This is a genomic window from Rhodococcus ruitaii, assembly GCF_055230935.1.
This window is the reverse complement of the sequence record NZ_JBUYWC010000002.1, coordinates 252,436-277,377: the sequence shown is the minus strand read 5'-3', so window position 1 is coordinate 277,377 and position 24,942 is coordinate 252,436. Positions and strand designations below refer to the sequence as shown.

General features: G+C 65.9%; 19 protein-coding genes. 11 read left to right on the top strand and 8 right to left on the bottom strand.

Annotation, left to right across the window (positions count from 1 at the left end; genetic code table 11):
- Window positions 1-49: 49 nt before the first annotated feature.
- Window positions 50-1,852: an AMP-dependent synthetase/ligase gene (locus tag ACZI8W_RS02365; RefSeq protein ID WP_463366867.1), complete on the top strand. Its 1,803-nt coding sequence runs from the start codon at window positions 50-52 to the stop codon at window positions 1,850-1,852.
- An 87-nt stretch (window positions 1,853-1,939) separates the two neighbouring features.
- Here ACZI8W_RS02365 and ACZI8W_RS02360 read toward each other — a convergent pair whose 3' ends face one another.
- The 3 genes from ACZI8W_RS02360 to ACZI8W_RS02350 are packed head-to-tail and all read right to left on the bottom strand — an operon-like array spanning window position 1,940 to window position 4,509.
- Complete coding sequence (locus ACZI8W_RS02360; protein ID WP_463366866.1) at window positions 1,940-2,563, bottom strand: alpha/beta hydrolase; 624 nt, start codon at window positions 2,561-2,563, stop codon at window positions 1,940-1,942.
- Window positions 2,564-2,595: 32 nt separating this feature from the next.
- Complete coding sequence (locus ACZI8W_RS02355) at window positions 2,596-3,822, bottom strand: amino acid deaminase/aldolase (RefSeq protein ID WP_463366865.1); 1,227 nt, start codon at window positions 3,820-3,822, stop codon at window positions 2,596-2,598.
- Window positions 3,823-3,867: 45 nt separating this feature from the next.
- Window positions 3,868-4,509, bottom strand: a complete 642-nt coding sequence (locus ACZI8W_RS02350) for a TetR/AcrR family transcriptional regulator (RefSeq protein ID WP_463366864.1) — start codon at window positions 4,507-4,509, stop codon at window positions 3,868-3,870.
- 76 nt (window positions 4,510-4,585) lie between these two features.
- Here ACZI8W_RS02350 and ACZI8W_RS02345 point away from each other — a divergent pair, with 76 nt between their 5' ends.
- Window positions 4,586-5,890, top strand: a complete 1,305-nt coding sequence (locus ACZI8W_RS02345; RefSeq protein WP_463366863.1) for a D-arabinono-1,4-lactone oxidase — start codon at window positions 4,586-4,588, stop codon at window positions 5,888-5,890.
- Window positions 5,891-5,904: 14 nt separating this feature from the next.
- Here ACZI8W_RS02345 and ACZI8W_RS02340 read toward each other — a convergent pair whose 3' ends face one another.
- On the bottom strand, window positions 5,905-6,849 hold the full coding sequence (locus ACZI8W_RS02340; protein ID WP_463366862.1) for an adenosine deaminase: 945 nt from the start codon (window positions 6,847-6,849) through the stop codon (window positions 5,905-5,907).
- On the bottom strand, window positions 6,846-7,901 hold the full coding sequence (locus tag ACZI8W_RS02335; RefSeq protein ID WP_463367039.1) for a class I adenylate-forming enzyme family protein: 1,056 nt from the start codon (window positions 7,899-7,901) through the stop codon (window positions 6,846-6,848). The genes ACZI8W_RS02340 and ACZI8W_RS02335 overlap by 4 nt, the downstream gene beginning before the upstream one ends.
- Before the next feature lie 149 nt (window positions 7,902-8,050).
- On the opposite strand from ACZI8W_RS02335, the gene ACZI8W_RS02330 reads away from it, so the two are divergent.
- Entirely contained in the window at window positions 8,051-8,731 is a 681-nt protein-coding gene (locus tag ACZI8W_RS02330; RefSeq protein WP_463366861.1) for a GNAT family N-acetyltransferase, read from the top strand.
- A 64-nt stretch (window positions 8,732-8,795) separates the two neighbouring features.
- Window positions 8,796-9,857 carry a glutathione S-transferase family protein gene (locus ACZI8W_RS02325; protein ID WP_463366860.1) on the top strand — a complete coding sequence of 354 codons (1,062 nt, stop codon included), beginning with the start codon at window positions 8,796-8,798 and terminating at the stop codon, window positions 9,855-9,857.
- On the opposite strand, the gene ACZI8W_RS02320 is transcribed toward ACZI8W_RS02325, so the two are convergent.
- Together ACZI8W_RS02320 and ACZI8W_RS02315 are read right to left on the bottom strand one after the other, a co-directional pair.
- A complete protein-coding gene (locus tag ACZI8W_RS02320) occupies window positions 9,851-10,294 on the bottom strand; it encodes a VOC family protein (RefSeq protein WP_463366859.1) in 444 nt (147 codons plus the stop codon). The two genes, ACZI8W_RS02325 and ACZI8W_RS02320, sit on opposite strands and share 7 nt — an antisense overlap.
- Before the next feature lie 18 nt (window positions 10,295-10,312).
- Window positions 10,313-11,167, bottom strand: coding sequence for a helix-turn-helix domain-containing protein (locus tag ACZI8W_RS02315; protein ID WP_463367038.1), 855 nt, complete (start codon window positions 11,165-11,167; stop codon window positions 10,313-10,315).
- 37 nt (window positions 11,168-11,204) lie between these two features.
- Between ACZI8W_RS02315 and ACZI8W_RS02310 the strand changes: the two genes are divergently transcribed.
- The 5 genes from ACZI8W_RS02310 to ACZI8W_RS02290 all read left to right on the top strand — a co-directional run bounded on the left by ACZI8W_RS02310 (window position 11,205) and on the right by ACZI8W_RS02290 (window position 21,796).
- Entirely contained in the window at window positions 11,205-11,951 is a 747-nt protein-coding gene (locus tag ACZI8W_RS02310) for a hypothetical protein (RefSeq protein ID WP_463366858.1), read from the top strand.
- 114 nt (window positions 11,952-12,065) lie between these two features.
- Window positions 12,066-13,178, top strand: a complete 1,113-nt coding sequence (locus ACZI8W_RS02305) for an ABC transporter ATP-binding protein (RefSeq protein ID WP_463366857.1) — start codon at window positions 12,066-12,068, stop codon at window positions 13,176-13,178.
- Window positions 13,175-13,954, top strand: coding sequence for an ABC transporter permease (locus ACZI8W_RS02300; protein WP_463366856.1), 780 nt, complete (start codon window positions 13,175-13,177; stop codon window positions 13,952-13,954). Before ACZI8W_RS02305 ends, ACZI8W_RS02300 begins: the two co-directional genes overlap by 4 nt.
- 54 nt (window positions 13,955-14,008) lie before the next feature.
- Entirely contained in the window at window positions 14,009-17,842 is a 3,834-nt protein-coding gene (locus tag ACZI8W_RS02295; protein WP_463366855.1) for an ABC transporter ATP-binding protein, read from the top strand.
- 258 nt (window positions 17,843-18,100) lie between these two features.
- Window positions 18,101-21,796, top strand: coding sequence for a multifunctional oxoglutarate decarboxylase/oxoglutarate dehydrogenase thiamine pyrophosphate-binding subunit/dihydrolipoyllysine-residue succinyltransferase subunit (locus tag ACZI8W_RS02290; protein ID WP_463367037.1), 3,696 nt, complete (start codon window positions 18,101-18,103; stop codon window positions 21,794-21,796).
- Window positions 21,797-21,811: 15 nt separating this feature from the next.
- Here ACZI8W_RS02290 and ACZI8W_RS02285 read toward each other — a convergent pair whose 3' ends face one another.
- Entirely contained in the window at window positions 21,812-22,474 is a 663-nt protein-coding gene (locus ACZI8W_RS02285) for a TetR/AcrR family transcriptional regulator (protein WP_463366854.1), read from the bottom strand.
- A gap of 71 nt (window positions 22,475-22,545) precedes the next feature.
- Here ACZI8W_RS02285 and ACZI8W_RS02280 point away from each other — a divergent pair, with 71 nt between their 5' ends.
- Together ACZI8W_RS02280 and ACZI8W_RS02275 are read left to right on the top strand one after the other, a co-directional pair.
- Complete coding sequence (locus tag ACZI8W_RS02280; protein ID WP_463366853.1) at window positions 22,546-24,114, top strand: flavin-containing monooxygenase; 1,569 nt, start codon at window positions 22,546-22,548, stop codon at window positions 24,112-24,114.
- Window positions 24,111-24,938 (top strand): SDR family NAD(P)-dependent oxidoreductase, encoded by an 828-nt coding sequence (locus tag ACZI8W_RS02275; protein WP_463366852.1) that lies wholly within the window; start codon window positions 24,111-24,113, stop codon window positions 24,936-24,938. The genes ACZI8W_RS02280 and ACZI8W_RS02275 overlap by 4 nt, the downstream gene beginning before the upstream one ends.
- Window positions 24,939-24,942 lie beyond the last annotated feature (4 nt).

Below are 24,942 nucleotides of genomic sequence, written 5' to 3'. Positions count from 1 at the left end.
TTTGTGATGCAATGCACATCGCAAGTTCAAAAAGATGGAGGGGTCACAGATGGGTGAGATTGCCGTTCCGCAGTCGTTCGCGATTCCGGACGACGTGTCGATGGCAGATTCGGTGTTCCGGCACGAGAAGGAGTCTCCCGACTTCGTGCCGTTCGAACGCCTCATCGACGGTAAGTGGGTCCCGGTCACGGCAGTCCAGTTCGCCGCCGAGGTGCGCGCCGTAGCGAAGGGCTTGATGGCATCGGGAGTGGAGCTGGGCGACCGTGTCGCGATCCTCTCGAGCACCCGCTACGAGTGGGTGCTGCTGGATTACGCGATCTGGACCGCAGGTGGTGCCACGGTCGCGATCTACGAAACTTCCGCAGCGGACCAATCGAAGTGGATCCTCGAAGATTCGGGAACATCCCTGCTCATCGTCGAGAACAGCGCGCAAGCCGACATCGTCCGTGAGGTCGCCGACGCCGCACCGACCGTGCGCGAACTCTTGCAGATCGATCCCGATTCGGGTGCCAAGGGCGCAATCGAGGAGCTCACCGCACGTGGCTCCGCGATCACCGACGAGCAGGTCGAGGAGCGCCGCACGCAGGTGAACGCGGAATCCGCCGCCACCCTCATCTACACCTCGGGCACCACCGGCCGACCCAAGGGTGTGCAGCTCAAGCATCGGCACTTCTATTCGGAGTCCACCGCCGCCCAACTGGGCCTGCCCGACTCGATGGAGCCGGGTCAGCGCACGCTGCTGTTCCTGCCCCTCGCACACGTGTTCGCCAGGCTCATCTCCTTCGCGTCATTCGATCACAAGGTCACGGTGGGCCATACGTCGGATCTGACGACCCTGATCGACCAGTTCGCCGCATTCAAGCCCAACTTCATCCTCTCGGTTCCCCGCGTGTTCGAGAAGGTCTACAACTCTGCCAAGCAGAAGGCGTACGACGGCGGCAAGGGCAAGATCTTCGACAAGGCGGCCGACACCGCGATCGAGTACAGCAAGGCACTCGAAGCGGGAGGCCCCGGCATCGTACTCAAGGTCAAGCACGCATTGTTCGACAAGCTCGTCTACGGCAAGCTTCGCGATGCGCTCGGCGGCAACGCCGATCGCGCCGTCTCGGGTGGCGCGGCACTCGGTGCACGCCTCGGCCACTTCTTCCGTGGCATCGGCGTCACGGTCTACGAGGGCTACGGCCTCACCGAGACCACCGGCGGCATCGTCATGAACACCCCGCAACACCAGAAGGTGGGCACTGTCGGGCGGCCCCTCAACGGGCACTCCGCGAAGATCGCAGAGGACGGCGAACTGCTGCTCAAGGGCCCCGTGGTGTTCGACGGCTACTGGCAGAACGACGCGGCCACCGCCGATGCGATCCGCGACGGCTGGTTCCACACCGGTGATATCGGCTCGATCGACTCCGACGGGTTCATCACGATCACCGGACGAAAGAAAGAACTTCTCGTCACCGCAAGCGGCAAGAACGTTGCACCCGCAATCCTCGAGGATTCCCTGCGTGCGCACCCGCTGATCAGCCAGGTCCTCGTCGTCGGCGATGCGAAGCCGTTCATCGGTGCGCTCATCACCATCGACTCGGAAACCCTCCCGGGCTGGCTCGAGCGCCACAGTCTGCCTGCGGACAGTGGGGTCGCGGATCTGATCAAGAACCCCGATCTGATCGCGGAAATCGACTCGGCAGTGGCGACCACCAACGCCAGGGTCTCGAAGGCCGAGGCGATCAAGAAGTACCGGATCCTCGAGACGGACTTCTCGATCGAGACCGGCGAGCTGACTCCGACACTCAAGCTCAAGCGCAACATCATCCACGACAAGCACGGCGCGGCGATCGCGGGGCTCTACGCCTGACCCGCCTACCCGCGCACTCCTGAGCGAAAGTGCCATTCACTCTCCTGATCGAGACGAATGGCACTTTCGCTCGCTCAGGGGAAGCGGTCAAGGCCCGGCAGTGGCGGCGAGGACGAATTCTGCGATGTCGCGGGTGACTGCGCGATGGACCGGTTCGTGGAGCAGATCGTGGCCGGCGTCGGGGTACTCGTCGAACTGCAGGTTCGGTACCTCCACGGCCCACGCCCGCACCCGTTCGACGGGAGCGAGCCGGTCGTCGATGCCGTGCACAGCAAGAACGGGCAGGCGGGATTCGGTCAGTGCCCACGCGAACTCGCGTCGCGTCGCCGACCGCGGAGTCCCGCACAGGACGGCAGCCCGGAATCGATCGGCGTCGGTGCACAGCAGCGCGAGCGCCGACGCGGCACCGAGTGAATGCCCCATCAGCACGAGCGGCGCCCCGGCGGCCTCCGCGATCGTGGTCAGCGCGGACAGATCCGCTGCGTGGGACGCGACGAGCCCCGGCGCATCGGGCTCTCCCTCGGACAATCCGTGCCCGGCCAGGTCGATGCCCCACAACGCGATACCGCGAGCACCGAGGCCTGCTGCGAAGCGATGGTAGTTGCCCGTGTGCTGCCTGATGCCGTGCGCAAAGACGACGCCGGCCGACGCCTCGTCGGTATTCCAGCTGCGGTAGTGGATGCGGCCTGCGGCCCCGTCGAAGAACGGCATGGGTGCATTATCCGCTCACCTTCACCGACCGGTCACCAGCAGTGGCCCTCGCCGCGGTAGGTCGGAACGGTCGTACGAGTACCGGCCTCGACCACGTGAATCTGCGTGAATCGCTCGCACAACTCCCCCGCCTTCGCATGCCTGAACCACACACGCCCACCGATGGGGACATCCGATGCGGCACGGCCGCACACCGGGGTCTGCACCTCACCCGCCCCCTCGTTGCGCAGAAGCCTCAGTCCTGCAGGCCGGACCGGGCGGGGAACACGGTTTGCACCCGGCGGTCCCGACGCGATGTATCCGCCGCCGAACACAGTGGTGATCGACGGCGTCGGCTTGCGCACGGCAGCCAGGGCGAAGAACAACGAGGGATTCGGCGCGAACGAGTCGTAAGCGTCGAACAGCGTCGGTACGTACAGTCCCGATCCAGCAGTCACCTCGGTGACCACCGGATCGGACGAACTCACCTCGAGTGATCCGGTGCCGCCACTGTTGACGATCTCGAGGTCGCCGACGACAGTGCGGACCGCGTCGACCACCTCGCCTCGCCGTGTCGCGAGTTCCCTCGCCGATATTCGCTTGACCAGCCGCACAGGCAGCGACGTATCGGGCAGTCCCGCGATCTGCGCCTCGTAGAACATGACTCCGACCACGTCGAAATTACCGGCCGCAGCGATCCGCGCGAGTTCGGCTGTGTGGTCAGGGGTGCGCAGCGGCGACCGCCGTACCCCGAGGTGCACCGGTCCGATACGCAGCGAGGCATCCACGTCGAGGCACACACGGGGACGGATTCTTTTGGCGCCCAGAGCATTTCGGATCAGGTCCAGTTGCGCGGGCGCATCGATCATGAGGGTCACCGCCCTGAGCGCGACAGGGTCGGCAGCGAGTTCCGCGAGCCCCGCGCGGTCGACGGTGGGATATCCGAGCAGGATGTCGCGTGCACCGCACTCGACCAGCCAGAGTGCCTCACGCAACGAGTACGCCATGATGCCCTGAAACCCACCCCGCGCAGTGAGACCGGAACCGAGCACCTCCTCGAGTACGGTTCGGCAGCGCACCGACTTGCTCGCGACCCGCACGGGAGTGCCCGACGCACGGCGCACCAGATCATCCGCGTTGCTCCGCAACGTGGTCAGGTCCAATGCCGCGAACGGTGGATCCAGCTCCGACGTTGCTGCATCGAGACGGTCGAGAACCGCCGTGTCGGGTACAGCAGTGTTGTCGGGTACAGCAGTGTTGTCGGGTACAGCAGTGCTCAAGGGTGATCCCATCGGTGCGGGGCGAGTACGGCGCCAGGGTGAGTGTCAGGGTTTTGTGACGGCACGAGCAGCGATGATCGCTGCCATGTCGTCGAGTTCACCGACGATCGACTCGCTTTCGCGGTCGACAAGCCAGCGAAGCGTGAAGCCGTCGATGAGGGAAAGCGCGGTCCGCGCCACGGATTCGATCGGTTCCGTCCAGGTCGTTCCGGTCTGCTCGGCACACGCTGCGAGGAACGCATGCGCCTGTTCGTCCATGATGCGGTACTGCTGCAGCGCGACGTCGCCGCCGAGCGCACCCGCATTGCGGTGGCGAAGCGAATAGGTAGTGATTTCGTAGGTGAGGAGTTGACGCCCTGCCGTGGCCTCGATCGACGGCCACGCGGCGCTGAGCCCTCTGTACAGCAGTTCGCGCAACCCGCGAACGCCCTGCGGCACAGGCTCGTCGTAGGGGATGTCGAACGCTGTGCGCATGGTGTCGGCAAGTTGCTGAATCAGCGTCTCCGCCATCGCGACGACAAGCGCCTCTTTGCTGTCGAAACAGTAGTGCACCACCCCCAACGACACCCCGGCGTTCTCCGCAACTGCCCGGACCGTGACCGCGCCGACGCCACCGCCTTCGGCAAGTTCCAGTGCAGATTCGACGAGTTGGGTTCGACGCTCGTCCGCAGGCAACCGGTTCGACATTCCCCGATGGTAGTTCGGGACCGGCACCCGAAGCACGGTATTGACTTGAACGCGTGTCCAGGTTGATTATGTGGGGATGGCGACGTGGCACAACTGGGCACGGATCGAGCACTCGAGCCCCCTGCGGTTCGATACACCCGGCAGCACCGCCGAGCTTGCAGAATTAGTCGCGCGCGCTGCCGACCAGGGCCGACGCGTCAAGGCAGTCGGCGCGGGCCATTCGTTCACCGGCGTCGCCGTCACCGATGGAACTCTGCTCTCACTCGACCGGATGACGGGAATCGAGGCCGTGTCGCCCACCGCGACCGGCGCGCTCGTGAGTGTGCGGGCGGGGACACGTCTGCGCGACACGAGCGAGCAACTGTGGGCACTCGGTCTCGCGCTGCCGAACCTCGGCGACATCGACATCCAGTCCGTGGCCGGGGCAATTTCCACCGGAACCCACGGAACCGGAGTGGGTTTCACCGGCCTCGCAGCGCAGGTTCGTGCGGTGACGACGGTGCTTGCCGACGGATCGGTGGTCGAGTGCTCCCCCGAACACGACCCCGACCTGTTCGAGGTGTCCCGGCTCGGGATCGGGGCGTTCGGCGTCCTCACGAGCGTGACGTTCGAGTGCGTCTCTGCCTTCCGGCTGCGCGCCCACGAGGCACCGGCATCCCTGAGCGAGACTCTGGACGGCCTCGACGACCGGCTGCGCGCCGACCATTTCGAGTTCTACTGGTTCCCCCATACCGACGGTGTGCTCACCAAGAGCAACACCCGACTGCCCGGCACCGCGCCGGTCGATCCCATCGGGCGGATTCGAGGGTTCGTCGACGACGAAGTCCTCTCCAACGGCGTGTTCAATGCTTTCCAGCACTTGGGAACCCGGGTGCCCGCTACCATCCCCCGACTCAATTCCGTGTCGTCGCGCGCACTGTCGCAGCGCACCTACACCGATCGTAGCCACCGAGTGTTCGCGTCGAAACGGCGTGTGCGGTTCAAGGAGATGGAATACGCGATACCGGTCGATGCACTGACCACGGTCCTGACCGAGCTCACCACGTGGCTGAACCGCTCGGACCTGCGGATCGGGTTCCCCATCGAGGTGCGCTTCGCAGCTGCGGACCATGTCTGGTTGTCCACCGCCCATGAACGCGACACCGCCTATGTGGCAGTGCACCAATTCCACCGAGGCGAGCATCGCGAGTACTTCTCGGCCTTCGAGACCATCGCACGGTCCGTCGGCGGACGCCCGCACTGGGGGAAACTGCACGGGCTCACCGCCGCCGAGCTGAGTGAGGCATACCCCCGGTTCGATGACGTTCTCGCGGTGCGGGACCGTGTCGATCCGCAGCGGGTGTTCGACAATGCGTACCTGCAGCGGGTGCTCGGCGCGTAGCGCGCGGATCGCGATCAGAGGAAGGCGGCGCGCATCGAGTTGGTCACCAGCACCGCCCGTTCCTCGTCGGTCAACCCGAGATGCTCACGCAACCCGGTGAACGCATCGTCCACATACCCGCCGAAGTACGCGGGATCGTCGGAGTTCACACTCACCGACAATCCTTCGCCGAGCATGCGGCGCAACGGATGACCTGCGAGCGTATCGACCACCCGCAACCGGACATTCGACAACGGGCACACCGTCAACGGAATCTGTTCCTCCACCAGGCGCGTGACGAGGTCCGGATCTTCGAGAGAGCGGATACCGTGGTCGATGCGCTCGGCACCGAGCAGATCCAGTGCCTGCCAGACGTACTCCGGCGGCCCTTCTTCCCCAGCGTGGGCCGTGACACGCAGGCCTTCCGCACGAGCCCGGGCGAACACATCCTCGAACAGCGACGGCGGATATCCGACCTCCGCCGAATCGAGTCCGAGGGCGATGATCGGCGCCTGCATCGCCATCAGCTCCGTAAAGGTGTCGTTCGCCTCGGGTACGGGGCGATCGCGCACGATCGACGCGATCATCGCGACCTCGATGCCGTACTCGCGACGTGAACCGGCGACGGCGTCGGAGAGACCGTCGACGACCTCGCGCAATTCCACTCCGCGCGCCGTGTGGGCCTGCGGATCGAAGAAGAACTCGGCCCGCGTGATGCCGGCCTGCGCCGCCCTCGCGAAGTACGCGCGGGCGAGGTCGGCGAAATCCTCTGCCGTGCGCAGGACCTCCATGTTGGCGTAGTAGAGGTCGAGAAACGACACGAGGTCGTCGAACTCGTATCTGCCACGCAGATCGTCGAGGTCCCGGTACGGGAGTTCGGTGCGATTGCGTTCCGCGAGCGCGAAGATCAACTCGGGTTCGAGGGTTCCTTCGATGTGAACGTGCAACTCTGCCCCGCCCCGGTCGTGAGTGTCCGTCACGACACCCGCACTGCGACAGGATTGACGAAACCGGCGTCGTCGATGGAGACCTGGTCTCCGGTGCGGAACCAGCCGTCGTCGAACATCTCGGCGGTTGCCACAGGATTGTTCCAATAACCTCGGGCGACGCTCGGCCCGCGGCACAGCAGTTCGCCTCGTCCTTCGTCGGCCTCCGGACCAAGCAACGCGACCTCCATCCCACCGAAGGGCACACCGACACTGCGCGGATGCCTGCGTCGATGCTCGGACGGCAGCAGCAGACCGATTCCTCCGGTCTCGGCGACCCCCCACCCTCGGATGCAACGCGACGCCGGGAACGACGCTCGAAGATGCCGCCACGGCACGCGGGTGCCCCGCGCGCCCGCAGCGACAACGGTTCCTCCGAACGCGAGGGTCGGGAGCAGCTGCACGCTGCACCCCACCGCCGTGCACAACGGTGCGGTGATCACGGTACGGCCGGGATCGTTCACCAGATCCATGGCGTGCCCCACCGCCTCGATCGTCGACAGGACGTTCGTATTGGTCAGTTCCACGCCGCGCAGGTCGCCACCGCAGCCTCGGACGTAGTAGAGCAGCGCCAATTCGTCCGGCGAGGCACCGCCATCGAGGAACGGAACTCCCTCGGGGAGAGTCCCGTCCAGAATGAGCACGGCGCCGCTGTCGAATGCCGACCAGTCGACTTCTGTGTCGCTGCACGTGGGGTCGGGCAGGACCGGCACACCACCGGCAAGCACAACCCCGAGGAACGCGCGCAGCCACTCGAACCCGTTCCGGTGATGCACCACGACGCGGTCGGCCGGGCCGACGCCTTGGTCGAGGAGCCCTCCCGCGACTTTCGCCGCTTCGGTCCACAGATCTCGGTAGGTGACGGCGCGGCCGTCTCCATCGATCGCGGCAACACGGTTCGAGTACCGCAACGCACTGCGATCGAGCATCTCGGCAAGACACGGTTCGAGGTCTTCGTAGTGCAGAACCCCGCCGCAGCGGCGCATGACGCGTTCACTCTCCAGCCAACCCGCTCCCGCGGACACTCCGACGACCGCCAGCGACATCGCCACCTCCAACACTGTCCGTGCTTGCACTATATGGCGTGCATCACATTCTGGCCGGAGAACCGTGTTCCGATGTGCGTCGAATTTCCGCCCGCTGGGCCGAGCCCCACTACAAGTCCCCTGCTCGTCCTGCGGGATACGGTATTCCCGTGGACCCCCATCTCTCGAGCATCGCGGCCCTCGCGTGGTGCCGCGAATTCGGTCTCGCGGACGACGCGCTCTCTTCAGGTGGACTCGTGACGGAAGTGGACGACACATCCACCACGGTTCGAGCGCTCCGCATCGGTGACGCCGTCGCGGTCGTGGGACCCGAACCGGCCGTGTCCGCCGTGGCGGCTCTGTCCGTACCCGCGGACGAAGGCGCTGTGCGCGCTGCGGCAGGTGGCTACGCGGTCCGCTCCGAGGTGCTCTGCCTGTGCCCGGACTGGACGGATGCGGTGCGGGTGAAGGATCCGCTGATCTCGCACGACACCGCCGACCTCGCCGAACTGATACGTCGCTGCCCACCCGACGACAGCACCGAAGTCGGCGCGGATGCACCCGATCGGGCGTTCGTCCTGCTCGACGACGACCATCAGCCACTTGCCGCGGCGGGCTACCGCGAACTCCAGTCGCTCCTCGCGGACGTGCGGGTGCTGACGACGCCGGACAATCGACGGATCGGGCTGGGCGCCACCGTCGCGACGCTGTGCACACACGACGCGCTCGATTCCGGGCTGATCCCCCTGTGGCGCGCCCGCCGCGACAATGCGGCGGCACGGGGGCTGGCCGCGGTGTCCGGGTACGTCGAATGGGGAACCCTCACCACAGTGCGGCTACCGGCCCGGTAGAAACTGCATATGCCGCCCCGGTAGCCGACCTAGACCGGTGACCAATTCGATTCGAGGAACCCCCATGAGCAGCAAAGCCGCAGACAATACAGGCGCCGCAGACCAGGCGAGCTACGTCGCGCCGGGTACCGAATTCATTCGCGACACCCACTACCTCTCCACACGGATCACCGCCGACGGCCGCGACGGGTACCCGGTCGAAGCGGGACGCTACCGTCTGGTCGCTGCGCGTGCCTGCCCGTGGGCCAACCGCACGTTGATCGTGCGACGACTGCTCGGTCTCGAGGATGCACTGTCGCTGGGCCTGTGCGGTCCGACCCACGACCAGCGCAGCTGGACCTTCGACCTCGATCCCGGCGGTGTCGATCCCGTGCTGGGTATCGAACGTCTCCAGGACGCGTACTTCGCGCGCCAATCCGACTATTCCCGAGGCATCACAGTGCCCGCCATCGTCGACGTACCGACCGGGAAAGTCGTCACCAACGACTATGCGCAGATCACGCTGGACTTCTCGACCGAATGGACGGCGTTCCACCGCGACGGTGCACCGGACCTGTATCCGGAGTCGTTGCGGACCGAGATCGACGAGGTCGCCGATCTCGTGTATCGCGATGTCAACAACGGCGTCTACCGCTGCGGGTTCGCCGGGTCACAAGACAAGTACGACGCGGCGTTCGACCGGTTGTTCGCCCGGCTCGATTGGCTCGAGGAAAGGCTCTCCGACCAGCGCTACCTGGTGGGCGAGACGATCACCGAAGCCGACGTCCGGTTGTTCACGACACTCGCACGATTCGATCCCGTCTATCACGGTCATTTCAAATGCAACCGGAATCCGCTCACCGCGTTCCCGGCGCTATGGGGCTACGCGCGCGACCTGTTCCAGACGCCGGGGTTCGGCGACACGACAGATTTCGTGCAGATCAAACAGCACTACTACATCGTGCACACCGACGTGAATCCGACGCAGATCGTACCGAAGGGCCCCGATCTCTCGGGCTGGGTGACGCCGCACGGCCGCGAAGAACTCGGCGGCCGGCCGTTCGGTGACGGCACTCCGCCTCCCCCGCCGCGTGCGGAGGAGACGGTGCCGTCGGATCACACGCCTCTGCGATCAGGAGTTCACTGACCGAATCCGTGCCCCGCATAGGTGCCGATACTCCAGAACACTCCCTGCGGGTCGCGGCACGTGAAGCCGTGTGAACCGTAGTCCTCGTCGCGCAACTCCACGGTGACGGTCGCGGCGGAGGCGCGGACCTTTCCGTAGAGAGCGTCGGCGATCGCGTCCTCGGGAACAACGAGGTACACCGTCCCCGAGTCGGCGTGCTGATCGAGTGGGGTGTCACGTCCGGCGGAGCCGAGCATGACTCCCCCGCCGTACGGCCACGTCAGTTCGGCGTGGTCGACGGTGTCGCCGTCGCCGTAGCACGCAGATTCGGTGAATCCGAGTGTGTCGACGAGAAAGCGGATGGCGCCCCGGGCGTCGGTGTACGCCAGGCACGGCCATACGTTCGGGGCGTGGTTGTCGGTACTGGTACGTTCCGGGTTTGCTGCTGTGCTGGTCATGCGACAAGCCTCCTCGGATCAGGCATCTGAGTCTTGGACGAATGGGAACACCTCGTCCCGTCTCCATCGCGACGGCGGCACGCCCGCGAAGTCACGCCACTCGCGGGCAAGGTGGGCCTGATCGTAGAACCCGCAGTGCACCGCCACCTCGGACAACCGCGCTTCGGGTCTGCGCAACATCGCCTTGGACCGATCGAATCTGGCGATGCGCGCGGATTCCTTGGGTGTGATGCCGAACTCCGCGGTGAAGCGTGCCGTCAGATAGCGCCGGCTCCATCCAAGGTCGTCTGCAATCTCGCGCACGGAGCGGCCGGGGCGGGTCACGAGTTGCTGCCACGCATGCGACACCCGCGCATCTATCTGCGCGGCATCATGCGCACCGAGCAGTCGCCGGGTGAGGACGCCATCGAGAATCGCGAAACGCTGCTGCCATCCGGGTGTCGCGGCGATCCGCTCGAGCAGTTCCCTCGCGTCGGAACCCAGTAGATCCTCGAGTTCTACCACCCATGCACCGAGCGCGGAGGTCGGAACCCCGAGGAGCGCGCGGGCTCCCGCCGGAGTCAGTGCGAGCTGGATTCCGTGCTGATTGCCGTCGTGTGCGATCGTCACCGCCGATGTAGCCAGGCCGCTCGCCAAAGCGGTGAACCGACCCGGTTGCTGACCCGACGCAGCCGCCCGAGTGATGTCCACTGGCTGATCGAGGCTGAGAACGACGGTGAGATCCGGCGACGACAGGCCCAGATGCTGCCCCGGCGGGAAACCCGTCAGGCGATACCCTTCGTACCAGCGCACGTAGTGTTGCAGCAGCGGCGCGGGCCGCTGCCGGGCGCCGTCGGACATGCCGGCAACAGTTGACGACCGGGCCACAATCACCAGGGTAGCCACCGGTGCACACACGACAAGGATCGAGATGAGCGAAAGTCCCGGCGCCGTCGACAAGAACGGTGAGGCCGTTAAGGGTGGCGCGATCGAACGCGCGCTCATCACGCTGCTCGACAACGGCAGCCGACTGCAAGGCCCTGCGGTAGCAAAGTACGTGGCGATGCTGCGCCGCGCGCATCCCGAGGAATCACCCGCCCAGATCATCACCCGACTCGAGAAGCAGTTCCTCACCACCATCACGGGAAGCGGAGCTGCCGCGGGTGCCACGGCCGCCTTCCCCGGTGTCGGCACGGTCGCGGCCATCGGCGCGATCGGCGCGGAGTCGGTGTTCTTCCTCGAAGCATCGGCGCTGCTCACCCTCGCCGTCGCATCGGTGCACGGCATCGAACCCCACGATCACCACCAGCGCCGCGCGCTGGTGCTCGCGATCGCACTCGGGGATTCCGGCAAGGAGATCGTCGCAGCCGCCACCGGAACCTCACTGAAGAACTGGCCGAAGGCGCTGACGGGCCAGGTTGGTAGCACCCAACTCAAGTTGATGAACAACACGCTCGTGAAGAAGTTCGTCCGGAAGTATGCGGCCAAGCGGGGAGTACTGATCCTCGGCAAGCTCGTGCCCGCGGGGATCGGAGCTGCGATCGGTGGTGCCGGAAATCGGACGATCGGCAAGCGCACGATCATCAACGCCCGCGATGCCTTCGGCGTCCCTCCCGCGACGTGGCCGGTCGCGCCGAACTCCTCGGGTTCGGCCCCCATACCCGAGTCGGGGAATTGAGGCACTCGTCCGGACCCGAGGTACTGGCCTCGGACGAGAGGTACTCGCCGTGTGATTGCCTGCACGTATGCTCGCGTCGACACAACCGCGAGAGGTAACCGGGGGAGCAACTCTGTGACAGCACCGTCAGCGCACACTCCGCACGGGCAGCCGCATTTCCCGGCACCGGCAAGCGGCCCTCCTCCTGGGATTGCAGTGGACGGGCTGACCAAGACGTTTCGCAATGTCACTGCGGTGTCGAACCTGAGTTTCACTGTGCCCCGGGGGTCGATCACCGGATTTCTGGGCCCGAACGGCTCGGGCAAGACGACGACCCTGAGCATGTTGACGGGGCTGGTGCGGCCCACCGCCGGTGCGTCGTACATCGACGGTGTGCCGTTCACTCGGCTCGACCAGCCCGCGCAGATCGTGGGTGCAGTGCTCGACGCGCACAGCGCGCACCCGAAGCACACCGCAGCCACACATCTGAAGGCATATTGCGCGGCAATGGGGGCGCCCGACGATCGAGCCGGCCGGATGCTCGACCTCGTGGGGTTGACCTCGGCCGCGCGGCGGCGCGTCGGCGAGTTCTCGCTCGGGATGCGTCAGCGGCTCGCTTTGGCGACGGCACTGCTCGGCCAACCTCGCTACCTGATCCTCGACGAACCCGCCAACGGTCTCGACCCGGAGGGGATGGCGTGGCTTCGCGACTTCCTCGTGACGTTCGCAGGAAGGGGCGGCACGGTCTTGATCTCGAGTCATATCCTCCGGGAGGTCGAGCAGATGGCCGACCACCTCGTGATCATCAGCCGCGGAGCACTCGTGATGCAGAGCAGCATGGCGGATCTGCGCAATGCGTACCGGTCGCGTGTGCTCGTCGCGGTGTCCGATCCCGCGAAGCTGGCGACGGTACTCGCGGCAAGCGGTGTCACCGATGCGCAGATCCAGCCCGACGGCCGGCTGGCCGTCGTGGGCGTCGAACCCGAGCGCATCGCCGCCCTGGCGGGTGAACACGGCATCACCCTGTTCGGCACGAGCATCGAGCATATCGACCTCGAACAGGTCTTCCTCGCCATGACGGCCGGCCAGTACACAGCGGCACAGCAGACCTTCGGTGCGCCGCAGAACGCCCAGAGCTTCCAGAGCCAACCGAACTACCAGAGCCAACCGAACTACCAGGGCCAACCGAACTACCAGGGCCAACCGAACTACCAGCAACCGCCGAGCGGACCCGGAGGACACTCGTGACTGCACTCTTGACAGCCGAGTTCCGGAAGGTGCTCGGCCTGCGGTACTGGTGGATCCTGGGTATCGCACCGCTGGTGGTGGGGATGTTCTGCGGGGCGCTCACGCTACCGGTGATGCGTCAGGTCGAGGACGTCCTCGGCCCCGGCTTCGCCGAGGCTGCCGCAGCAGCGGTGGGTATCTCGTTCGCGCTCGCCCTGGTGTTCCTGTTCGCCGCGCTGTTCGGCGTCGTCAACACCGGTGGCGAATACCAGCACCGCACCGTCATCACCACCTTCCTCACCACCCGCGGGCGTGACCTGGTGATTGCGTCCAAGTACACGACGGCGGCGATGTTCGGGCTGTTGTACTGCGTGATCGTCGAGGTCGTCTCGGCTCTGACGATCCTCATGTTCGGCGGTGGTTTCTCGGGCGCCGACCTCGGCAGTGTCGCGGGTGTTCTCGGCACCGGCCTGTTCTGCGCGGTACTGTGGGCGCTCATCGGTTCGGGTCTGGGACTGCTCACCGGCTCGATGGTGGGCAGCGTTCTCGCGATCTGCGCATGGATTCCGTTCGGTGAGATGACCGTTTCGCTCGTGCTCCACGGCATGGGTCTCGGTGGCATCGCGCAGTTCCTTCCTGCCCAGATCACCTGGTACACGCTGTTCGGTGTCGTGGACCTGTCCGGCGAGGACGAGATGCCGGTGTCGTGGCCGCTGGCCCCGCTCGTCCTGATCTTCTGGACCGCGTTGATCTGTGGGCTCGGGTGGTGGCGGACCCGCAGCCGCGACCTCGTGTGAATAGCGACCTCGTGTGAGTAGCGCTGTCGTAGCCCGGCGCTAATGTCGGAGGAAATGCCACACGACACACATGATCAAGGTTGGGTCCGCCGCCTCGGCGCAGAATGCATGCGCCACCGCAGAACGGCAATCGGCGCACTTGCGCTGACGGCGATCGCCGCCCTGATCGACATCGCCTTCCCACTGCTCACCAAGCTCGCACTCGACAGCGCGACAGGTGAGGCCACCGAATTCACCTCGGTCCCGAATCTGATAGGGCTCGCGGCCGCTGCGATCGCGGGGGGCGCCGCCATCCGGTTCGGGTGCCAGTACGGGCGACGGATGCTGGCGGGCAGGCTGTCGCTGGACGTCCAACACGACCTCCGATTACGCCTGCTCGGATCGTTGCAACGCCTCGACGGCCACGGTCAGGATCGAATCCGCACCGGGCAGGTGGTATCGCGCTCGATCACCGACCTTCAACTCATCCAAGGTCTGCTCGCCATGGTCCCGATGTCGGCGGGCGCAGTGCTTCAGCTCGTACTGGCCCTCGCGATCATGACATCGCTCTCGCCGCTGCTCACGCTGATCGCCGTAGCCACCGTGCCCGTCATCGTGACCATCGTGCGGGTGGTCCGGCCCAAGGTCTTCGCCGCGACATGGTCGGCGCAGCAGCGCGCCGCCGACCTCGCGCAGCACGTCGAGGAAACGGTCACCGGCGTCCGCGTCGTCAAGGGGTTCGGCCAAGAAGACCGCGCTGTCGATCAGCTCGAGGCCCACGGCCGGATCCTGTACTCGGAGCGGATGCGAGCGGCTCGTATCAATGCGCGATTCGCTGCGCCGATGGGTGCGATCCCGCAGCTCGGTCTGGTTGCGACGATCGCGCTGGGCGGGTCGCTCACCCTGAACGGCACGATCACCGTCGGTACCTTCGTCGCGTTCACCGCGTATGTCGCCACGATGAGCGCGACGACCCGCACGTTGGCGCAGGTCGTGATCATGGCGCAGCTCTCACGCGCCGCGGTCGAGCGGGTGTACGAGGTGATCGACACCGAGCCCGACGTCGCTGATCCTCCGCATCCCGTACCGCTCCCCGACGGTTCGCTCGGGCTCGCATTCCGGGGTGTCACCTTCGGCTTCGACGAGGGCCGCAACGTCCTCGACGGGATGGACCTCGAGGTTCTGCCCGGCGAGACCGTCGCGATCGTCGGGCCTGCCGGGTCGGGCAAGACCGCCCTGTCTCTGCTCGCGCCACGCTTCTACACACCGTCGGCGGGCGCGGTGTGCCTGACATCGGATGGCCGCGACGTCGATGTGGCCTCACTGCGCGCCGACCGGCTGCGTGAAGCGGTGAGTCTCGTGTTCGACGAACCGTTCTTGTTCTCCGACACCATCGCGTCGAACATCGCGCTGGGCCGGCCCGACGCCACCGACGCGGAGATCCGCGCCGCCGCTGCCGCGGCACGCGCCGACGAGTTCATCGATTCCCTGCCAGACGGGTACGACACCGTCGTCGGTGAGCGCGGTCTCACCCTCTCGGGTGGGCAACGGCAACGTGTGGCGCTGGCCAGGGCGCTGCTACTGAGCCCCCGCGTGTTGATCCTCGACGATGCGACATCCGCGGTGGACGCCGAGACGGAGGCCGCGATCTACGCTGCACTCGGCGCTCAGGCCGACCGCACCACACTGGTGCTCGCGCACCGCCGGTCGACGCTGACGCTCGCCGACCGCGTCGCCGTGCTCGACGGTGGCAGGATCGTCGACATCGGGACCGTCGATGAACTCGATCGACGCAGCCCGGTGTTCCGACGCTTGTTGACGGGCACAACACCCGATGTTCCCGCTGAACGGCCCGCATCGCCCCGGCAGAGCGATTCCGGCTCGCACGCGCTGTGGCCAGAGAAGGAGACCCCGTCCGGCGACGATTCGCCGAGCCGGCCGGCTGCCCTCACTCCCGGCCCCCGCGGCGGGGGCGGTCCCATGAGCGGCGCGCTCGGCGCGGTAGCACCCACCTCCGAGCTGCGCGCGGCGGTCGCCGCGTTGCCGCCGGCCACCGAGCACCCCGGCACCGACCCCGACCTGCAGTCGCGTGCGTTGCGTCGGCCCGACCCGCAGTTCCGGCTCCTTCGGACGCTACGCCCGGTGCGCTGGCTGCTCGCCGCAGTGATCGTCTGTCTGGCGGTCGAATCGGCGATCAACATCGCTTTCCCGTCGATCGTGCGGTTCGCCGTCGACCGGGGTGTCACCCCCGGCGACCCCGCCATGCTGTGGCTCGCTGCGACGATGGGCGTCGCCCTCGCGCTGCTCGGGTGGGTCGCGGTGGCCGTCCTGACGGTCCTCACCGCCAGGGCCGGGGAACGAGTGCTGTTCGGATTGCGGGTACGCAGCTACGCGCACCTGCAGCGGCTGGGCCTCGACTACTACGAGCACGAACTGTCGGGCCGGATCATGACGCGGATGACCACCGACGTCGACGCGCTGTCGCAGTTCATTCAGACGGGACTGTCCACCGCGGTAGTGAGTGTGCTGACCCTGCTGGGTATCTCGGTGGCTCTACTGGCCACCGACACGTCGCTCGCGGCGGTGGTGCTCGGTGTGATCCCGGTGCTGGTGGTGGCCACGCTGTGGTTCCGGAGGGTCTCGGGCGTGGCATATGCAGTCTCACGGGAACGAATTTCCCTGGTCAACGCTGACTTCCAGGAGAACGTGACCGGGCTGCGTGCGGCGCAGGCGTACCGCCGCGAGGAGACCTCCGCACGCCGGTTCGCGGAACGCGCCGACGCGTACCGTCGGAGCCGCATGCGGTCGCAGCGAGCGATCTCCCTGTTCTTCCCGTTCATCACCTTCCTGTCGGATCTGGCGTTGGCCGCCGTCGTGTTCGTGGGCGCCCGCGAGGTCTCGTCCGGCGCCACCACCGCGGGTGTGCTGATCGCGTTCGTCCTGTACCTGAATCTTCTGTTCGGCCCCATTCAGCAGTTGTCGCAGGTGTTCGACGGGTATCAGCAGGCACGCGTCGGGTTGCGCCGGATCGGCGAGCTGCTCGCAACCGAGAGTTCTCTCGAGTCCGGTCCGGCGGGCACCGTCGAGGTGTCCGGGCACTTACGCGGCGACGTTCGTCTCGATGGGGTCGGGTTCCGGTACAGCGGAGCCGACACCGATGCGCTCGCCGACGTAGACCTGAGTTTCCCCCCGGGATCGACCGTCGCGTTGGTGGGCCGCACGGGGGCCGGGAAGTCGACGATCGTCAAACTGCTGGCCCGCTTCTACGACCCGACGTCCGGCGCGGTGCGGGTCGATGGGACGGATCTGCGCGAATACCGGCTGCCCGAATATCGTGGCCGCCTCGGCGTGGTCCCGCAGGAGGCGCATCTGTTCACCGGGACGGTAGCGAGCAATATCGCGTACGGCCGACCCGATGCCGACCGCTCGACCATCGAATCCGCGGCGCGCGCTGTGGGTGCTCTCGACATGATCGCCGGCCTCACCGACGGGATGCTGCACCCCGTCGGCGAACGTGGGCAGGGCCTGTCGGCGGGTCAGCGTCAGTTGATCGCTCTGGCCAGGGCGGAACTCGTCGATCCGGATCTGTTGTTGCTGGACGAAGCGACCGCCACCCTGGATCCGGCCACCGAGCAGGCGGTGCTCGAGGCCGGGGCATCGCTGACCCGGTCGCGGACTGCGGTGATCGTCGCGCACCGGCTCGCCACCGCGGCGCGCGCCGACCTGGTCGTGGTGGTCGACGGGGGCCGAGTGGTCGAGAGTGGACCGCACGAGACGCTGCACCGCGCGGACGGTCTGTACACCACCCTGTGGCAACTCGCGACCGGTGGGCTGGTCCCAGACGTCGAAGACGACACGCCGACCCGAGACGTCGAACCGCTTGCGACCCCTCACAGCTCGAATTTGTAACGGGGCCAGTGCTGCGGCGATGCACGTAACAGGGAATAATCGGCGGGCGAGAACCGTCATCGATGGAGACCCCGTCGACTCGAGATTGTGAGGTGGCTCTCGCGCATGAACGATCAGTTCGAATCGTCACATGTCAAGGGCTAGCCTCATAACCACAGGCGCTCCGATCGGGTACCGAAGAAAGAAACGAGGCGAACAACTGCCGTGAGCAGCAGCTCTACATCACAGTTCGGACAAAACCAGTGGTTGGTTGACGAGATGTACCAGCGTTTCCAGGACGACCCGTCGTCCGTGGATGCGAGCTGGCACGAGTTCCTGACCGATTACTCGCCGGAAGCAGCGGTTGCAGGGGGTGTGAACGGATCCGACACCACAGCACCCGAGAAGCCGGCACCGGCGACGTCCGCACCTGCCACGACTGCTTCGGCTACTCCCGCCCCCAAGGCAGCAGCACCGAAAGCCGCGCCTGCACCGAAAAACGCACCCGCACCGAAAGCCGCACCCCGGACAGCCCCGGCGGCCAAGCCGGCCGCAGCGAAGCCCGCATCCAAGGCTGCTGCTGCACCTTCCGCCACACCCACAACCGAGGAGAAGAAGGTCCTTCGCGGTGCTGCCGGTGCGGTAGCGAAGAACATGAACGCCTCGCTGTCGATCCCTACCGCCACCAGCGTTCGGGCCGTTCCCGCGAAGCTGATGTTCGACAACCGCGTCGTCATCAACAACCACCTCGCGCGCACGCGCGGCGGCAAGGTGTCGTTCACCCACCTGCTCGGCTACGCGATCGTCCAGGCGGTCCAGGCGTACCCGAACATGAACAACCACTTCGCCGAGATCGACGGCAAACCCAACCTCGTCACCCCGGCGCACACCAATCTCGGTCTCGCCATCGACCTGCCCGGAAAGAACGGGCAGCGTTCACTCGTCGTCGCTGCCATCCGCAACTGCGAGACGATGAACTTTGCGCAGTTCTACTCGGCGTACGAGGACATCGTCCGTCGCGCCCGCGACGGCAAACTCACCGGTGAGGATTTCTCCGGCGTCACGATCTCGCTGACCAACCCGGGCGGGATCGGTACCGTGCATTCGGTCCCCCGCCTGATGAACGGCCAGGGCGCAATCATCGGTGCGGGCGCAATGGAGTACCCCGCAGAGTTCCAGGGCGCCTCCGACGAGCGCATCGCCGAAATGGGCATCGGCAAGCTACTGACCTTGACCTCGACCTACGACCACCGCGTCATTCAGGGCGCCGAGTCGGGCGAGTTCCTCCGTCGCATCCATCAGCTGCTGATCTCCGACGAGTTCTACGACGAGATCTTCCACACGCTGCATATCCCTTACGAGCCGGTGCGCTGGCGCAAGGATGTGCCCGAAGGACTTGTCGACAAGCACACCCGTGTGCTCGAGCTGATCGCTGCGTACCGCAACCGCGGTCACCTGATGGCCGACACCGATCCGTTGCAGTTCGTCCGCGACAAGTTCCGTTCGCACCCCGATCTCGACGTCACGACCCACGACCTGACCCTGTGGGATCTGGACCGCGAATTCAATGTCGGTGGCTTCCACGGCCAGCAGCGCATGAAACTGCGCGATGTGCTGTCGGTGCTGCGCGACGCGTACTGCCGCCACATCGGCGTCGAGTACACGCACATCCTCGAGCCCGAGCAGCAGCAGTGGTTGCAGGAGCGCGTCGAAGCGCACCACGTCAAGCCGACCGTGGCGCAGCAGAAGTACATTCTGAGCCGCCTCAACGCCGCCGAGGCCTTCGAGACGTTCCTGCAGACCAAGTACGTCGGCCAGAAGCGGTTCTCGCTCGAGGGCGCCGAGTCCGTCATTCCGATGATGGACAGCATCATCGACCAGGCGGCCGAGCACCAGCTCGACGAGGTCGCGATCGCCATGCCGCACCGCGGCCGCCTGAACGTGCTCGCCAACATCGTCGGCAAGCCGTATTCGAAGATCTTCACGGAGTTCGAGGGAAACCTGAACCCGTCGGCCGCACACGGCTCCGGCGACGTGAAGTACCACCTGGGCGCCGAGGGCACCTACATCCAGATGTTCGGTGAGAACGACATCAAGGTCTCGCTCACCGCGAACCCGTCGCACCTCGAAGCGGTCAACCCGGTGCTCGAGGGTCTCGTCCGCGCCAAGCAGGACATCCTCGACAAGGGCGAGAGCGGATTCACGGTCCTGCCGCTGCTGCTGCACGGCGACGCCGCGTTCGCGGGTCAGGGTGTGGTCGCCGAAACACTGAACCTCGCGCTGCTGCGCGGGTACCGTACCGGCGGCACCGTGCACATCGTCGTCAACAATCAGGTCGGTTTCACCACGGCACCGGAGCACTCGCGTTCGTCCGAGTACTGCACCGACGTCGCGAAGATGATCGGCGCCCCGATCTTCCACGTCAACGGCGACGATCCCGAGGCCTGTGTGTGGATTGCACAGCTCGCCGTGGACTTCCGCGAGAAGTTCCACAAGGACGTCGTGATCGACATGATCTGCTACCGCCGTCGCGGCCACAACGAGGGCGACGACCCGTCGATGACGCAGCCGGCCATGTACGACGTGATCGACACCAAGCGGAGCGTCCGTAAGAGCTACACCGAGGCCCTCATCGGCCGCGGCGACATCTCGCTCAAGGAAGCCGAAGACGCACTGCGCGACTACCAGGGCCAGTTGGAGCGGGTGTTCAACGAGGTCCGCGAGCTCGAGAAGTTCCAGCCGGAACCGTCCGAGTCCGTCGAACTCGACCAGACGCCCGCACCGCGTCTCACCACGGCCGTCGACCAAGGCGCCCTCGACCGCATCGGCGATGCGTTCGTCAACGTCCCCGACGGCTTCAGCGTGCATCCGCGCGTCAAGCCGGTCATCGAGAAGCGTCGTGAAATGTCCCGCGAGGGCCATATCGACTGGGCATACGCAGAGCTCCTCGCATTCGGGTCGCTCGCTGAGCAGGGCGCTCTCGTCCGCCTGGCAGGCCAGGATTCGCGCCGCGGTACGTTCACGCAGCGCCACTCGGTTCTCATCGACCGCAAGACCGGTAACGAGTACAACCCGCTCGCGGAGCTCGCTGCGAACTCCGGTCAAGGTGGCCGCTTCATGGTGTACGACTCGGCACTGACCGAGTTCGCGGGCCTGGGCTTCGAGTACGGCTACTCGGTGGGTAACCCCGAGGCGTTGGTGCTGTGGGAGGCACAGTTCGGCGACTTCGTCAACGGCGCACAATCGATCATCGACGAGTTCATCTCGTCGGGTGAGGCCAAGTGGGGTCAGCTCTCCGACGTCGTCATGCTGCTGCCGCACGGTCATGAGGGGCAGGGTCCCGACCACACCTCCGGCCGTATCGAGCGTTGGCTGCAGCTGTGCGCCGAGGGCTCGATGACGGTGGCCGTGCCGTCCACTCCGGCGAGCTACTTCCACCTGCTGCGTCGGCACCATCTCGACGGTATCCGCCGCCCGCTGGTGGTCTTCACTCCGAAGTCGATGCTGCGCAACAAGGCTGCGGTCAGCAACGTCGAGGACTTCACACAGGGCAAGTTCCGCTCGCTCCTCGAAGAGATTCCGTTCGAGAACGGGACGGCGGATCGGTCCGAGGTGACGCGCGTGCTCATGACCTCGGGCAAGATCTACTGGGAACTGCTCGCGAAGAAGCAGAAGGAAGGCCGCGACGACATCGCGATCGTTCGCGTCGAGCAGCTGTACCCGGTGCCGCGTCGCCGGATCGCCGAGACCCTCGACAAGTACCCGAATGCCTCCGAATTCTTCTGGGTGCAGGAGGAACCGGCCAACCAGGGTGCATGGCCGTTCCTGGGTCTGGCTCTGCCCGAGCTCCTGCCGGATCACTTGTCCGGCGTGAAGCGGGTGTCGCGTCGTGCAATGTCGGCTCCGTCGTCGGGTTCGAGCAAGGTGCACGCGGTCGAGCAGCAGGAGATCCTCGACAAGGCATTCGAGCGCTGACCGGTATGACGGTTCTCATGCGGGCCGGGTCGGTTCGTCCTTCGGGACGAGCGACCCGGCCCGCGCCGTGTCGCCGAGTGCGGCGGCCGCGTAGGTGACGGCGGGGAGTGCACCGACCGCGAGTTCGATGAACTGGTCGCGGTCGATGGTCGGCTCCCGGAGCCACGCGATGGTGGTGTCTTCGACGAATGCCACCCAGCCGCGCACGGCGAGGCGGACCGCAGGTCCGGCGTCGATTCCGATACCGGGCAGGTATCGAAGGGTCCGCTCGACCATGTCGGTGCGCGTCTGCTCGAAGACCTCGCGCATGTCCGGGTCTCCACTCGCCGTTCCGCGCAGCATCGACACGTAGGTGTCGCGACGCTCGGTCACGTAGTCGGCGTAGGCGACGATGGTGCCGCGCAGCATGTCGAAGGGATCGAGGGTCTCGTCCGGGGCGGTGCATGCGAGCATGTCGCGGCTGATGTGCCGGACGAGTTCGACGTGGAACTCGTGCTTGGACGAGAAATAGTGGAAGAGCAGTCCGCGCGAGACTCCCGCTTCGTCTGCGATGTCCTCGACCGAGATCTGATCGAGTGGGCGTTCGGCAAGCATCCGCATCCCGAGGTCGATCAGTTGGGCGCGGCGTTCCGCCGGTCCGAGCCTTCTTCGTTTGCCGGTGGCTTTCACGCCTTCCATGCAACCGCCCTACTGAATTAGAGTCAACAAGACTATTGACCAGCGCTCAACAGGTGCCTACGCTGATTTACATGAGTCTCACGGTTACAGACACTACCGCTGCCGACGCGAACCCCCGCCTGATCGACACCCTGATCATCGGCAGCGGATTCGCCGGGCTCGGTGCCGCCATCAAGCTCACCCGCGCAGGTAAGGACTTCCTCGTCCTCGAACGCGGCCCCGAGGTCGGCGGCACCTGGCGCGACAACACCTACCCCGGCGCGGCGTGCGACGTGCCGTCGAACCTGTACTCGTACTCCTTCGCCCTCAATCCCGGCTGGACCCGCTCCTTCTCCCCTCAGCCCGAGATCCAGGCATACATCTCGGCGGTCGCCGACAAGTACGACGTCCGCCGCCGCACCGTCTTCGACTGCGACGTACGCTCCGCGACCTGGAACACGACGACCTTCCGGTGGGACGTCGAGACCACCAAGGGCGCGTTCAGCGCGAAGATTCTCGTCTCCGCGGTCGGCGCACTGTGCGAGCCGTCGCTGCCCGAGATCAAGGGCATCGACACTTTCGAAGGCCAGGTATTCCACTCGGCGCGGTGGAACCACGATGCCGACCTCTCCGGCAAGCGAGTGGCCGTGATCGGCACCGGCGCGTCCGCCATTCAGATCGTGCCCGCGATCGCCGGGAAGGTCTCGCATCTGGATGTGTACCAGCGCACCGCACCGTGGATCCTGCCCCGCGCAGACCGCGAATACACCAAGGCCGAGCGATTCGCGTTCCGCTACGTACCGGGCTTCCAGCGGCTCTCCCGCATCGTGCAGTACCTGACGCGCGAGACTCAGGTCGTCGGACTCGCCAAGGCCCCGATCTTCATGAAGCCGCTCGAGCTTGCGGCCCGCGCCCAGATCCGTCGTCAGATATCCGATCCGGTGCTGCGACGCAAGGTCACCCCGACCTTCAAAATCGGCTGCAAGCGCATGCTCATCTCCAACTCCTACTACCCCACACTCACACGACCGAACGTCGACCTTGTCACCGCCGGCATCAGCGAGGTGACGGCTGACGGCATCATCACGAAGGACGGCACCACCCGCAAGGTGGATGCGATCGTTGTCGCCACAGGCTTCCACGTCACCGATTCCCCCACATTCGCCGGCATCGTCGGCAAGGACGGGCGTTCGCTCGCCGAGGTCTTCGACGACACCGGCATGCAGGGATACAAGGGCACCACCGTCGCCGGGTTTCCGAACATGTTCTTCCTCGTCGGGCCCAACACCGGGCTCGGTCACACCTCGATGGTCTACATGATCGAATCGCAGCTCAACTACCTCGTCGACGCGATCCGGACCATCGACCAGCACCGCATCGGCACCATCGAGGTACGCGAGGACGCCCAGGACGACTACAACCGCACTCTCCAGCATGCTCTCGGATCGAGCGTGTGGAACACCGGTGGCTGCGCGAGCTGGTACCTCGACAAGCACGGCAACAACACCACGGTCTGGCCCGGATTCACCTTCGAATTCCGCAACATCACAAAGCAATTCGATCTCGAAGCGTACCGTAGCGTCGCCGCCGCGGACCTTCCCGCACCCGACCCCGCGCCGGCAACGGACGCTGACATCACCCGAGAGGTCGCAGCACAATGAGTGAATTCATCGGCCGGGTCGTTGTCATCACCGGGGCCGGCTCAGGCATCGGGCGTGCCCTCGCGCTCGATCTTGCAGCGAAGGGTGCCCGGCTGGCACTGTCCGATGTCGACACCGTCGGGCTCGAGGAAACCGCTCGCCTCGCACGCGATCTCGGTGCCGAGGTGCAGGCAGATCCGCTCGACGTGACGCAGCGCGAGAAGGTCATGGACTACGCGAACAAGGTCGTCGAGCGCTTCGGCGTCGTCAACCAGGTCTACAACAACGCGGGCGTCGCGTACCACGGTGAGTTCGAGCGCACGGAATTCAAGGATTTCGAGCGCGTCGTGGATGTCGACTTCTGGGGAGTCGTCAACGGCACCAAAGCATTTCTTCCTCACCTGATCGAATCGGGCGACGGCCATCTGATCAACGTGTCGAGTTTGTTCGGACTGCTGTCCATACCAGGTCAGAGTGCGTACAACGCGGCGAAGTTCGCAGTGCGTGGTTTCACCGAGTCGCTGCGGCAGGAAATGCTCATCGCACGGCATCCCGTCCAGGTCACGTGCGTGCATCCCGGCGGAATCAAGACGGCGATCGCGCGCAACGCCGCCGTTCCCGACGGCGACGACCAAGCGAGCTTCGCGCAGTTCTTCGACAGCACACTGGCACGCACGACCCCCGAGGACGCGGCCGCGACCATCGTTCGCGGCGTCCGGAAGAACAAGGGTCGTGTACTGATCGGCGCCGATGCGAAACTGCTCGATGGGTGGGTGCGTCTCGTCGGCCCGTCGTACCAGCGTGTCGTCGCGTTCGTGACGGCGCGCGTCCTGCCGAAGGGTTAGCGTT

Bases quoted from the DNA above. Each gene is read 5' to 3' on its own strand.
- ACZI8W_RS02365 (WP_463366867.1), top strand. From the start codon at position 50: ATGGGTGAGATTGCCGTTCCGCAGTCGTTCGCGATTCCGGACGACGTG.
- ACZI8W_RS02325 (WP_463366860.1), top strand. From the start codon at position 8,796: ATGAGCAGCAAAGCCGCAGACAATACAGGCGCCGCAGACCAGGCGAGC.
- ACZI8W_RS02285 (WP_463366854.1), bottom strand. From the start codon at position 22,474: ATGGAAGGCGTGAAAGCCACCGGCAAACGAAGAAGGCTCGGACCGGCG.
- ACZI8W_RS02275 (WP_463366852.1), top strand. From the start codon at position 24,111: ATGAGTGAATTCATCGGCCGGGTCGTTGTCATCACCGGGGCCGGCTCA.
- ACZI8W_RS02320 (WP_463366859.1), bottom strand. From the start codon at position 10,294: ATGACCAGCACAGCAGCAAACCCGGAACGTACCAGTACCGACAACCAC.
- ACZI8W_RS02360 (WP_463366866.1), bottom strand. From the start codon at position 2,563: ATGCCGTTCTTCGACGGGGCCGCAGGCCGCATCCACTACCGCAGCTGG.
- ACZI8W_RS02310 (WP_463366858.1), top strand. From the start codon at position 11,205: ATGAGCGAAAGTCCCGGCGCCGTCGACAAGAACGGTGAGGCCGTTAAG.
- ACZI8W_RS02350 (WP_463366864.1), bottom strand. From the start codon at position 4,509: ATGTCGAACCGGTTGCCTGCGGACGAGCGTCGAACCCAACTCGTCGAA.
- ACZI8W_RS02335 (WP_463367039.1), bottom strand. From the start codon at position 7,901: ATGTCGCTGGCGGTCGTCGGAGTGTCCGCGGGAGCGGGTTGGCTGGAG.
- ACZI8W_RS02295 (WP_463366855.1), top strand. From the start codon at position 14,009: ATGCCACACGACACACATGATCAAGGTTGGGTCCGCCGCCTCGGCGCA.
- ACZI8W_RS02280 (WP_463366853.1), top strand. From the start codon at position 22,546: ATGAGTCTCACGGTTACAGACACTACCGCTGCCGACGCGAACCCCCGC.
- ACZI8W_RS02345 (WP_463366863.1), top strand. From the start codon at position 4,586: ATGGCGACGTGGCACAACTGGGCACGGATCGAGCACTCGAGCCCCCTG.
- ACZI8W_RS02290 (WP_463367037.1), top strand. From the start codon at position 18,101: ATGTACCAGCGTTTCCAGGACGACCCGTCGTCCGTGGATGCGAGCTGG.